The organism is Blastococcus deserti (assembly GCF_042682525.1).
Taxonomy (GTDB): Bacteria; Actinomycetota; Actinomycetes; order Mycobacteriales; family Geodermatophilaceae; genus Blastococcus_B; species Blastococcus_B deserti.
Map to the genome: position 1 here is coordinate 76,223 of NZ_JBHUHP010000009.1, position 11,870 is coordinate 88,092.

Genomic DNA, 11,870 nt, shown 5'->3' on the forward strand with positions numbered 1-11,870 from the left:
GGCCGGCGATGTGCGCGTCGCGGCCCGCACCGCGCAGTCACGAGCGCATAACAGTGCCTTCGCAGGACTCCTTCCTGCCAAGACATGGTGTTAGGACTAGATCCTCCATTGGCCACAGGCGGCCGCGGTGGCGCCTGCGCGCCCGCGGGCCGCCGTCATCGAAGACAGAGGTACGGATGACTCCCGGTTCGAGCAGCCGTCGGCGCGTCGTCGCCACGGCAGGCTTCGCGGCGACGGCCCTGGTGCTGGCCGCGTGCGGCGGCGGCGACGACGGCGGCGGCGGCGACTCCGGCGGCGGGGGCGGCACGCTCACCATCGGCACGACCGACAAGGTCACGACGCTGGACCCCGCGGGTTCGTACGACAACGGCTCCTTCGCCGTCATGAACCAGGTGTTCCCGTTCCTGATGAACACCCCGCCGGGCAGCCCCGACGTCGAGCCCGACATCGCCGAGTCGGCCGAGTTCACCGCGCCGACCCAGTACACGGTCACCCTCAAGCCGGGCCTGAAGTGGGCCAACGGCAACGACCTCACCTCCTCGGACGTCAAGTTCACGTTCGACCGCCAGGTCGCCATCGCCGACGAGAACGGGCCGTCGTCGCTGCTCGGCAACCTCGACAGCGTCGAGACCCCCGACGACACCACGGTCGTGTTCAACCTGAAGTCGGAGAACGACCAGACGTTCCCGCAGATCCTGTCGAGCCCGGCCGGCCCGATCGTCGACGAGGACGTGTTCTCGGCGACCGAGCTCACCCCGGACCAGGAGATCGTCGACGGCAACGCCTTCCACGGTCAGTACGTCATCACCAACTACGACCTGAACAACCTGGTGTCCTACGAGGCCTACCCGGACTACCAGGGCCTGCTCGGTGAGCCGAAGACCGCCCAGGTCAACGTCAAGTACTACGCCGACGCCTCGAACCTGAAGCTGGACATCCAGGAAGGCAACATCGACGTCGCGTGGCGCAGCCTGTCGGCCACGGACATCGAGGACCTGCGCGGCAACGACGAGGTGAACGTCGTCGACGGCCCGGGTGGCGAGATCCGCTACATCGTCTTCAACTTCAACACCCAGCCGTACGGCGCGGCGACGCCCGAGGCCGACCCGGCCAAGGCGCTCGCCGTCCGCCAGGCGGTCGCGCACCTGATCGACCGCGAGGAGCTGGCCGAGCAGGTGTACAAGGGCACCTACACCCCGCTGTACTCCTTCGTGCCGGAGGGCCTGACCGGCGCCACCGAGCCGCTCAGGGAGAAGTACGGCGACGGCGAGGGCGGTCCGGACGCCGAGAAGGCGGCGCAGGTCCTGGAGGCTGCCGGCGTCCAGACCCCGGTCCAGCTGAGCCTGCAGTACTCCAACGACCACTACGGGCCGTCCTCGGGTGACGAGTACGCGCTGATCAAGGACCAGCTGGAGTCCGACGGCCTGTTCGCGGTCGACCTGCAGACGACCGAGTGGGTGCAGTACTCCGAGCAGCGGACCGAGGACGTGTACCCGGCCTACCAGCTCGGCTGGTTCCCGGACTACTCCGACGCAGACAACTACCTCACGCCGTTCTTCCGGGCGGAGAACTTCCTGGGCAACCACTACGAGAACCCGCAGGTCGACCAGCTGATCGCGCAGCAGGTCGCCACCCCGGACCCCGCCGAGCGCACGGCCCTGATCGAGCAGATCCAGGACCTCGTCGCCGACGACCTGTCCACGGTGCCGTACCTGCAGGGCGCCCAGGTCGCCGTCACCGGCGCCGACGTGGAGGGCGCCGAGGACACCCTCGACCCGTCCTTCAAGTTCCGGTACGGGGCCCTGAGCAAGGGCTGACCCCAGGGTCGACCACGGCTCCGCTGGACGACTGGAGCACACTCCGGCCCCGGGTGACCCGCGCAGTGCGGATCACCCGGGGCCGGGCACGTGCGGGCACGAGGACGAGCGGGAGAGATGACCACGACGACGACCGAGCTCACCGGCAGCGGTGCGGCTCCCGGTGCCGCCCCGGCCCGGGTGGCGAAGCGGCGCAACGGGGGCGGGCTGGGCACCTACCTGCTGATCCGGTTCCTGCTGATCATCCCCACCGTGTTCATCCTGGTGACGACGGTCTTCTTCCTGATGCGCTCGACCGGTGACCCGATCACCGCGGCGCTGGGAGGCCGGCTCACCGGCGAGCAGCTGGCCGAGCGCGTCCGCGAGGCCGGCTACGACCGACCGCTGCTCGTGCAGTACTTCGAATACCTGGGCAACGTCTTCACCGGCGACTTCGGGACGGCGATCAGCGACAACCGGCCGATCACCGAGATGCTCACGACCTTCGGCGCGGCCACCCTCGAGCTGGTCTTCTACGCGCTGATCGTGGCCTTCCTGGTCGGCATCCCGCTGGGCCGGCTGGCGGCCTACCTGCGCGACAGATGGCCCGACGCCGTGCTGCGGGTCTTCGCGATCGTCTGCTACGCCACCCCGGTCTTCTTCTTCGGCATGCTGCTCAAGCTCGTCTTCGCGGTGAACCTGGGATGGCTGCCGGTTGCCGGTCGGGCATCCACCGGCGCGGACATCCAACTGCAACAGCTGGACGGCTCCACCGGCATCTACCTCATCGACGCGATCCGACTGGGGGACGGCGAGGTCATCGCCGACGTCCTCGAGCACGCCGTCCTGCCCGCGATCGCGCTCGGCCTGCTCACCGCCGGGATCTTCCTGCGGCTGGTGCGCACCAACGTGATCGGCACGCTGGGCATGGGCTACGTGGAGGCGGCTCGTTCCCGCGGCGTGGCCGAGCGTCGGCTGCTCAAGAAGCACGCCTACCGGCCCGCGCTCATCCCCATCATCACGGTCATCGGCCTCCAGGTGGCGCTGCTCCTCAGCGGGGCCGTCCTCACCGAGACGACCTTCGAGTGGAAGGGTCTGGGCTTCCAGCTGACCGAGTACATCGAGGCGCGCGACTTCGTGGCCGTGCAGGGCATCGTCGTGCTGCTCGCCGTCATCGTCGCGGTCACCAACTTCATCGTCGACGTGATCGCCGCCCTCATCGACCCCCGGGTGAGGTACTGATGAGCACCGCGACATCCAGCGAGGTCGCTCCCGCTCCCGCACCCGCCCCCAGGGCCGATCGCGGGTGGAAGACCCTGCCCCTGGTCCGCCAGGTGCGGCAGAGCGTCGGGCTGCAGCGCGGCATGCTGGTCGCCGGCCTGGTGCTCAGCGCCCTCTTCCTGCTCGTCGCGATCTTCGCCCCGCTGCTCGCGCCGTACGAGTACAACCAGCTGCGCGACCCGTCCGGGGCGTTCGGCGCGCAGCAGGAGCCGTCGTCCGCCCACTGGCTGGGCACCACTGTCGGCGGCTACGACGTCCTCTCGCGGGTGATCTGGGGCTCGCGCACCGCGCTGTACGTCATCGTCGTCGCCCTCCTGCTGTCCTTCTTCGTCGGCGTCCTGCTCGGTCTGGTGTCGGGCTACTTCGGCGGCTGGCTCGATCGCGTGCTGGTCGTCCTCTGCGATGCCGTCTACGCCTTCCCCTCACTGCTCCTGGCCATCGTCGTGGCGATCGCGATCAGCGGCGGGGAGTCGAGCCTGTGGGGCGGGATCATGGCTGCGGCGATCGCGATCACCGTGGTCTTCATCCCGCAGTACTTCCGGGTGGTCCGCGCAGAGACGGTGCGGATCAAGTCGGAGGCGTTCGTCGAGTCGGCGAAAGTCATCGGTGCCTCGCACCGGCGGATCATGTTCCGCCACGTGCTGCGCAACGCCACCCGCACCCTGCCGCTGATCCTCACGCTGAACGCGTCCGAGGCGGTCTCCACGCTCGCCGCCCTGGGCTTCCTCGGTTTCGGCATCGAGCCGACCGCTGCCGCCGAGTGGGGCTACGACCTCAAGCGGGCACTGGCCGACGTGTCCAGTGGCATCTGGTGGACCTCGGTGTTCCCCGGTCTGGCGATCGTCCTCGTCGTGCTCGGGCTCACGCTCGTGGGGGAGAGCCTCAACGACCTCGCCGACCCGCGGCTGCGCACCCGGCGCCGCGCCGTGGTCACCCCGGCCGACGTCGCCGAGACCACGGTGGTCCCCGGCGGTGCCCTGGGTGCCGGCCCCGGCGGGCTGGGCGGGCTCCAGGATCGGGACGACGGAAGGCGGTTCGCCCAGTGAGCGCAGGGAACCCGGTCGTCGGGATCGAGAACCTCTCGGTCAGCTTCGCCACCGACATCGGCACCGTGGACGCCGTCCGCGACGTCAGCCTGGGCGTCGCCGCCGGTGAGGTGCTGGCCATCGTCGGCGAGAGCGGCAGCGGCAAGACCGTCACCGCCCGCAGCATCCTCGGCCTGCTGCCGGAGACCGCGCTCACCCGCGGAGCGATCCTGCTGAACAGCAAGGACGGCGGCAGCACGCACGACGTCGTGACGCTGCGCGGCGCCCGGCTGGGCGAGGTGCGCGGCCGGGATGCGGCGATGGTCTTCCAGGAGCCCTCGACCGCCCTGAACCCCGTCTTCCCGGTGGGCTGGCAGATCGCCGAGGGCCTGCGCGCGCACGGCAAGTACAGCAAGAGGGAGGCGCGGGAGAAGGCGATCGACGTGCTCCGCCGCGTCGGCATCCCCGACCCCGAGCACCGCGTCGACCACTATCCGCACCAGTTCTCCGGTGGGCAGAAGCAACGCATCGTCATCGCGCAGGCGCTGGTCCTCGACCCCGGCGTGATCATCGCCGACGAGCCGACGACGGCCCTCGACGTCACGGTGCAGGCGGAGATCCTGGACCTGCTGCGCCGCTGCCGCGACGAGTTCGGCGCGGCGATCGTGCTGATCACCCACAACATGGGCGTGGTCGCCGACCTCGCCGACCGGGTCGCGGTCATGTACCAGGGCCGGATCGTGGAGCAGGCCGACGTCCGGTCGCTGTTCAGCGCACCGCAGGAGCCCTACACCCAGCAGCTGCTGGCCGCCGTCCCGCGCCTGGGACGGGGGGTGGCCCGGACCCGCGAGCGGGCCGCCGCCCGGCCCGCCGGCTGGCAGGAGGCGACGCCGGTCGTCTCCGCGAGGGACCTGCGCATCGTCTACCCCGGCCGGCTGCGGCAGCCGGACTTCGTCGCGGTGGACGGCGTCAGCTTCGACATCCGCCCCGGCGAGGTGCTCGGCCTGGTGGGCGAGAGCGGCAGCGGCAAGACCACGATCGGCCGTGCCATCGCCGGGCTGACGAAGGTCACCGGCGGCTCGCTGCAGGTGCTGGGCACGGAGATGAACGGCGTCCGGGAGAAGGCGTTCCGGCCGGTGCGCGAGCGCATCGGCTTCGTCTTCCAGGACCCGGCGTCGAGCTTCAACCCGCTCCTGACCATCGCCGAGGCGGTGGCCGAGCCGCTGGTGGTGCACAGGCGTGCCCGCGACGCCCGGGCGGCCCGGCCGCGGGTCGACGAGCTGCTCGAGCAGGTGCAGCTGCCCAAGGCCTTCGGTGACCGCTACCCGCACGAGCTCTCCGGTGGGCAGCGGCAGCGGGCCAGCCTGGCCCGGTCGCTGGCGCTCGAACCCGCGCTGCTGATCGCCGACGAGCCGACCTCGGCCCTCGACGTCTCGGTGCAGGCGCGGGTGCTGGAGCTGTTCGACGAGCTGCAGCGCGAGCACGGGTTCGCGGCGCTGTTCATCAGCCACGACCTGGCGGTGGTGGACCTGCTGGCCGACAGGATCGCGGTGCTCTACAAGGGCAGGCTGGTCGAGGAGGGCACCGGCGCGGAGGTGCTGGGCGCGCCCCGCCACCCCTACACCCAGCGGCTGCTCGCGTCCCTGCCCGTCCCCCACCCGGACGAGCAGGCCCGCCGCCGCGCGCTGTGGGAGCAGCTCCGCGCGGCTGACGGCGGCTGACGGCCCCCGGAAGGACCCCGTCCTCCTCATCGCCGCAGGCTCGCGACGGGCCTCTGGGCGGGGCCACCTGGACGAGGGCCTCACTCCAGGACGACGTCGTCGCCCGCGCGGGTGGCCCGCCGGACCCGCAGCCTGAGGATCCGGCTGTAGGCGGCCACCAGCTGGGTGTAGCCGGGCGTCGGACCGTGGTAGCCGAGGAACCCCCTCGGCCCCTCGACCATCTCGCCGGTGCGGACGTCGTAGCGGCTCTGGTGCCAGGGGCAGACCAGGCAGCCCTCGGCGTCGATGCTGCCCTCGGCCAGGTCGGCGAGCTGGTGCCGGCACCGGCGGGACACGGCGAAGTACCGGTCCTCGCCGTCGTTCGAGCCGCGATTGCCGACCGCCCAGTCGCCGACGCGGCGGACCGTCCCGGGCGGCAGTTCGGCGGCGGGCAGTCGGTCGGGCTCGGCCACGGGCGGCTCCTCACGGATGGGCGGCGCGTCGGGCCCTACCCCGGACGACGCGACCGGACGCCTCGCGCGTCGGTAGGGTCGAACGTCCGATCCGCGAAGCGTCCAGGAGGTGCCGTGCGCCGGCCGTCCGTCGTCGTGGGTGCCGCTGCCCTCCTCCTGCTCGGCGGCGGGCCGGCTCTCGCCGAGGAACCGTTCCGCATCGACGAGCAGGTGGTCGACGAGGCGGGGGTGCTCGGCGACGAGGCGCAGGTCGAGGCGGCGCTCGACGAGCTGCAGGCCGAGGACGGCATCCAGCTCTTCGTCGTCTTCGTCGACAGCTTCGACGGTGCGGATGCCGGGGACTGGATGGCCGCGACGGCGGACCTGTCCGGGCTGGGCGGCAACGACGCGCTGCTGGCCGTCGCCGTCCAGGACGACAACTACGCGTTCGCCCTGCCCCGGAGCTCCGACGTCTCGCTCGACGACGCGAACCAGCTGGCCGGTGAGGTGGTCGAGCCCGAGTTCGCGGACGGCGACTGGGAGGCCGGCGTCGTGGCGTTCGCCGACATCGTGCGCACCGGGGAGGCACCGGGCTCCGCGGACTCCGACGGCGGTGGTGGCGCGCTGCTCGTCGTCGGCGCGATCGCGCTGGTCGGTGGCGGCGCGTACCTGGTCTCCCGGTCGCGGCGCCGCAGGCGCGAGGCGCTGCCCCCACCGGTCCAGCGGCTGGAGCGGCCCGACCCCTACGCGGGCACGACGACCGAGCAGCTGCAGTTCCGCGCCAGCGCCGCGCTGCTCGAGCTCGACGAGGCGATGAAGACCTCGCAGCTGGACCTCGACTACGCGCGGGCGCAGTACGGCGACGACGCCGTCGCGGGCTTCGACACCGCCCTGGCGACCTCCCGCGACGAGCTGGCCCGCGCGTTCGCCCTGCGACAGCAGCTCGACGACGGCATGGATGGGCGGGGAACCAGCATGGACGAGCCGACCACCCGCCAGATGCTCGGCGAGATACTGCGGCTCGTCGAGGCCGCCGACGCGCGCCTGGACGCGCAGGCCGAGGCCTTTCGTCAGCTGCGCGACCTGGAGCACCGGGCGCCCGAGGTCCTCGAGGCGCTCGCGCCCCGCATCGCCGAGCTGCGGCGGCGCATCCCCCAGGAGGAGCAGCGGTTGACCGAGCTGCGGAGCCGGTTCGCCGACACCGCGATCGCACCGGTCCGGGACAACGTGACCGAGGCGCAGGCGCGCCTGGCGGCAGCGGAGCAGGAGGTCAACGAGGCCCTGGACGCGCTGGGCGCCGGCCGGGCGGGCGAGGCGGTGGGCGACATCCGGGCCGCCGAGGACGCCGTGGCGCAGACGACGACGCTGCTGGACGCGGTCGGGCGACTGGCCGCCGATCTCGATGCCGCCGGCGGCCGGGTGGCCGCCGTCCGCGCCGAGACGGAGAAGGACCTCGCCGAGGCGCGCTCCCTCGTCGCTGCGGGGGACCGCAGCGGTCTGCGTCCCCAGATCGCCCGGGCCGAGGCGGCTCTGACCTCCGCCGGCCAGGTGCTCGCCGGCCCGCGACCCGACCCCCTCGCGGCGCTCCGGCAGCTCGAGGAGGCCGACATCGCGCTGGAGCAGGCGCTCTCGGTCGCCCGCGACGCCCAGACGCAGGTGCGCCGGGCGGCCGCCGCGCTCGACCAGGCGGTGCTCACCGCGCGGTCGACCATCGACGCCGCCGCCGACTTCATCAGCACCCGTCGTGGCGCGGTCGGTCCCGAGGCCCGCACCCGGCTGGCCGAGGCGCAGCGGCACCTCGACGTCGCGGTGGACCAGGGACAGGACGACCCGGTGAACGCGCTGCGTGAGGCGCACCAGGCCACGATGCTCGCCCGGTCCGCGCTGGACCGGGCCCAGGACGACGTCACGACGTGGTCCGGCGGCTACGGTGGCGGGCCGGGCGGGTTCGGGGGCGGCTACGGCGGTTACGGCGGCGGCTATCCGCGACGGGGCGGCGTCGACCTCGGCAGCCTCGTGCTCGGCGGGATCCTACTCGGCGGCGGCCGTAGTGGCGGTGGGTTCGGCGGCGGATTCGGGGGAGGCGGCGGCTTCGGCGGGGGAGGCAGCCGCCGTGGCGGTGGCGGCGGCGGCTTCGGCGGCGGCTTTGGCGGCGGCGGCGTGGGCGGCGGCCGGTTCTGAGACCACGGGCGCGGGAGCGTCTGGGAACTGTCGGACCCCGGTGGGACCGTGACGCTCCCCACACGACGAGGAGGAGCGATGCCCACACGTGACACCCCCTGGCCCGCCGGCACACCCTGCTGGGTCGACTACGGAGCAGCCGATCTGGATGCCGCCAAGGCCTTCTACGCCGACCTGCTCGGCTGGGAGTACACCGGGGGCGAGCCGGAATTCGGCGGCTACCTGAACGCGGTCAAGGACGGTCGGCAGGTGGCCGGCCTGGGTCCGCAGATGGATGCGAACGACCCGCCGCGCTGGACGACCTACTTCGCCACGGACGACGCGGAGGCGACCGCGACGCGCATCCGCGAGGCCGGTGGCACCGTTCTGGTCGAGCCGATGGAGGTCGGGCCGATGGGCACGATGGTCGTCGCGCTCGACCCTCAGGGAAATCCGTTCGGCCTGTGGCAGGCGGGCACCCACACCGGCGTGCAGCGGTACAACGAGCCGGGCTCGCTGGTGTGGAACGATGCCGCGGTCGACGACCCCGCCGCGGCACGGGAGTTCTACGCCGCGGTGTTCGGTTTTCGCTACGACGAGGTCGACGGCGCCGAGGGGTACACCACGTTCAGCACGGGCGACCGGCCGCTCGGGGGCCTCGGCGGCCACCAGCCGGGCTCCCCGAAGGGGTGGGCGGCCTGCTTCGCGGTCGCCTCGACCGACGAGGCCGTCGCCACGGTGGAGTCCGCCGGTGGAAAGGTGACCATGGCGCCGATGGACACCGAGTACGGCCGGTTCGCCGTGGTCGAGGACCCGTGGGGTGCGCCCTTCTCGGTGATGCAGGTCGCGCAGGAGTAGTGCGGACGGGACCCCCTGCAGACCCCCCGCGCGCGTGCGAGCGGGGGGCAGGGGGTCCTTCTTCAGCCGCGCAGCTGCCCGTAGGTGTGCTCGGGCCGGAAGCGGACGACGAGCCGCCGGTCGGCCACCATGGCCGCCCGGTACTCGTCCCAGTTCTCGTGCTCGCCGGACACGCCCCGGTAGTAGGTGATCAGCTCCTCCACCGTGGCGTCCTGCGGGTCCTGGGCCACCGGGGTGAGCTTGGCCGTGCCCTCGACCGCGACCCAGGTCCAGAAATCGCGCGACGCGACGTGCAGGGTCACCCGGGGGTCCCGCTGCAGGTTGCGCGTCTTCGCGCGGTCGGCGGTCACCGACACACGGACGACCCCCGTGCCCTGGTCATTGCCCTGGTCGCCCTGGTCGCCCTGGTCGTAGGCGTAGCCGACGTTGGACAGCTGCGGCCGGCCGTCCCGCTTCACCGTGGCGAGCACACCCCAGTGGTGCTCGGCGACGAAGGCCAGCATCCGCGGATCGGTCGCCATCAGCGCACCCGCCCCCGCGCCTTGAGCGGGATCGCCGGCAGCGAGGGGGCGGGCAGCCGGTCGCCGTCGTAACCGACCACGACGCCGAAGCGCTCGTCCTCGGCGTTCCACAGCTCCGCGTACTCGGCGATCTCCTCGCCCGACCGGCCGATGAAGTTCCACCACATGACCAGCTGCTCCTCGAACGGCTCACCGCCGAGCAGCAGGAGCGTGGCGGCCTCGTCGGCGTGCAGCCGCACGGTCCGCCGGCCGGTGCCCAGGTAGAGCATCGAGCCGTGCGTGACGGGCGCGCCCTCCACCGTCGCCGAGCCGCCCGCGGCCAGCACGGCGTACTCGAAGTCCGGCTCCAGGGGCAGCTCGACGTCGGCCCCGGGCGAGAGCTTCAGGTCGGCGCCCACCAGCGGGCTGTAGGTGGTGCCGGGGGAGGCGGTGTCGGCGAGCGACCCCATGAGCACCGTCGTCGTGAGCCCGTCGGAGGCGAAGCCGGGCAGCGTGGCGTGGTGCTCGAAGGCGGGCGCCACCTCCCGGTGGGCGTCGGGCAGCGCCACCCACAGCTGGGCGCCGTGGAGGCACCGGGGGTGCACGGCCGGCGACTGCTCGGAGTGCGCGATGCCGTGGCCCGCCGTCATCAGCGCGAGCTGACCGGGGCCGAACCGCACGTCGCTGCCGACCGAGTCGCGGTGGTGCACCTCGCCCTCCAGCAGCCAGGAGACCGTCTGCAGGCCGGTGTGCGGGTGCGGAGCGACCTGCATGCCGGCGGAGGAGGCGATGTCGTCGGGGCCGTAGTGGTCGACGAACGCCCACGCCCCCACCATCCGGCGGCCGAGCGTGGGCAGCAGCCGGCGCACCCGCGTGCTCTCGCCCAGCTGGACCTCCTTGCCGGGCAGCAGGTCCAGCACCGGGCCGGCGGAGGTCTCCTCCAGGCCACCCAGTTCGCGGGCGGCCGGGCGACGGTCGAGATTGCTCATGGTTGTCCCTTTCCGCCCGGGCGCGGCGATCAGGCCGACGGTGCCTGGCCAGTCTCGCCCCGAACACCGCCGTGCGGAACCGACTCCCGGCGGCCGTGCACGGCGGGGACGGAACCGAGCCGCCCGGCCTGGTAGTCGGTGAACGCGTCCATGACCTCCTGGCGGGTGTTCATGACGAACGGCCCGTACATGGCGATCGGCTCACGGATGGGCGCACCCCCGAGGATGACGACATCGAGGGCGGGTGTCCGGGACTCCTGGTGGACGGCGCCGTTGATGGTCACGGTGTCGCCGGGACCGAGGACGGCGAGCTGCCCGGTGCGGACCGGCGCGCCGTCGATGCCGACCGAGCCGGCGCCGGACAGCACGTAGACCAGCGCGTTGAAGTCCGGCCGCCACGGCAGGTCGAGGATGGCGCCGGGGGAGACGGTGGCGTGGACCATCGCCATGGGCGTGTAGGTCGAACCCGGGCCGACGTGGCCGGCGACGTCCCCGGCGATCACCCGCAACAAGGCGCCGGCGTCGGGGCTGGCCAGCAGCACCGACTGGTTCGCGCGCAGGTCCTGGTAGCGGGGCTCCACCCACTTCTGCGCCCGGGGCAGGTTGACCCACAGCTGCAGGCCGTGGAAGAGCCCGCCGCTGACGACGAGGTGCTCCGGCGGGCGCTCGATGTGGAGGACGCCGCCACCGGCGGTCATCCACTGGGTGTCGCCGTTGCTGATCGTGCCGCCGCCGCCGTGGGAGTCGGCGTGCTCGAACGTCCCGTCGATGATGTAGGTGACGGTCTCGAAGCCGCGGTGCGGGTGCCAGCTGGTGCCCTTGGGCTCACCGGGGGCGTACTCGACCTCGCCCATCTGGTCCATGTGGATGAAGGGGTCGAGCTCACGCAGGTCGACACCCGCGAACGCACGGCGGACCGGGAAGCCCTCGCCCTCGAAGCCGGACGGCGCGGTGGTGACCCACCGGACGCGCCGCCGGACCGTGCCCGGGGCGGGGAGCGGAACACGGGGGAGGGTGGTGGTGTCCTCGACGGTCACGGCGGGCATGCCGGCCTCCTTGTTGAGATCTCAACTAGTGGTGACTGTAGCGCTGGACGCCCTCGATGTCTT

At 72.5% G+C, this 11,870-nt stretch carries 10 protein-coding genes; 6 read left to right on the forward strand and 4 right to left on the reverse strand.

What is annotated here, in order from left to right:
- The first annotated feature begins 176 nt into the window (after window positions 1-176).
- From ACFSHS_RS08345 to ACFSHS_RS08360, 4 genes are all read left to right on the forward strand, one after another.
- Entirely contained in the window at window positions 177-1,817 is a 1,641-nt protein-coding gene (locus ACFSHS_RS08345) for an ABC transporter substrate-binding protein (protein WP_376874008.1), read from the forward strand.
- A 117-nt stretch (window positions 1,818-1,934) separates the two neighbouring features.
- Window positions 1,935-3,038: an ABC transporter permease gene (locus tag ACFSHS_RS08350; protein ID WP_376874010.1), complete on the forward strand. Its 1,104-nt coding sequence runs from the start codon at window positions 1,935-1,937 to the stop codon at window positions 3,036-3,038.
- On the forward strand, window positions 3,038-4,123 hold the full coding sequence (locus ACFSHS_RS08355; RefSeq protein ID WP_376874012.1) for an ABC transporter permease: 1,086 nt from the start codon (window positions 3,038-3,040) through the stop codon (window positions 4,121-4,123). Before ACFSHS_RS08350 ends, ACFSHS_RS08355 begins: the two co-directional genes overlap by 1 nt.
- Window positions 4,120-5,823, forward strand: coding sequence for a dipeptide ABC transporter ATP-binding protein (locus tag ACFSHS_RS08360; RefSeq protein WP_376874014.1), 1,704 nt, complete (start codon window positions 4,120-4,122; stop codon window positions 5,821-5,823). The genes ACFSHS_RS08355 and ACFSHS_RS08360 overlap by 4 nt, the downstream gene beginning before the upstream one ends.
- Before the next feature lie 80 nt (window positions 5,824-5,903).
- Here the strand turns inward: ACFSHS_RS08360 and ACFSHS_RS08365 are convergent, their stop codons facing one another.
- Window positions 5,904-6,275, reverse strand: a complete 372-nt coding sequence (locus ACFSHS_RS08365) for a Rieske (2Fe-2S) protein (RefSeq protein WP_376874016.1) — start codon at window positions 6,273-6,275, stop codon at window positions 5,904-5,906.
- Between the two features lie 114 nt (window positions 6,276-6,389).
- Here ACFSHS_RS08365 and ACFSHS_RS08370 point away from each other — a divergent pair, with 114 nt between their 5' ends.
- On the forward strand, window positions 6,390-8,435 hold the full coding sequence (locus ACFSHS_RS08370) for a TPM domain-containing protein (RefSeq protein ID WP_376874018.1): 2,046 nt from the start codon (window positions 6,390-6,392) through the stop codon (window positions 8,433-8,435).
- Window positions 8,436-8,513: 78 nt separating this feature from the next.
- Entirely contained in the window at window positions 8,514-9,272 is a 759-nt protein-coding gene (locus tag ACFSHS_RS08375; protein ID WP_376874020.1) for a VOC family protein, read from the forward strand.
- A 62-nt stretch (window positions 9,273-9,334) separates the two neighbouring features.
- On the opposite strand, the gene ACFSHS_RS08380 is transcribed toward ACFSHS_RS08375, so the two are convergent.
- From ACFSHS_RS08380 to ACFSHS_RS08390, 3 genes are read right to left on the reverse strand one after another with little or no spacing between them, the layout of a single operon-like run.
- Window positions 9,335-9,793 (reverse strand): PPOX class F420-dependent oxidoreductase, encoded by a 459-nt coding sequence (locus ACFSHS_RS08380; protein ID WP_376874022.1) that lies wholly within the window; start codon window positions 9,791-9,793, stop codon window positions 9,335-9,337.
- Window positions 9,793-10,761 (reverse strand): pirin family protein, encoded by a 969-nt coding sequence (locus ACFSHS_RS08385; RefSeq protein ID WP_376874024.1) that lies wholly within the window; start codon window positions 10,759-10,761, stop codon window positions 9,793-9,795. Before ACFSHS_RS08385 ends, ACFSHS_RS08380 begins: the two co-directional genes overlap by 1 nt.
- A gap of 29 nt (window positions 10,762-10,790) precedes the next feature.
- The gene (locus ACFSHS_RS08390) at window positions 10,791-11,807 is read right to left on the reverse strand and encodes a pirin family protein (RefSeq protein ID WP_376874026.1); all 1,017 of its coding nucleotides are present in this window, start codon (window positions 11,805-11,807) and stop codon (window positions 10,791-10,793) included.
- Window positions 11,808-11,870: the final 63 nt, after the last annotated feature.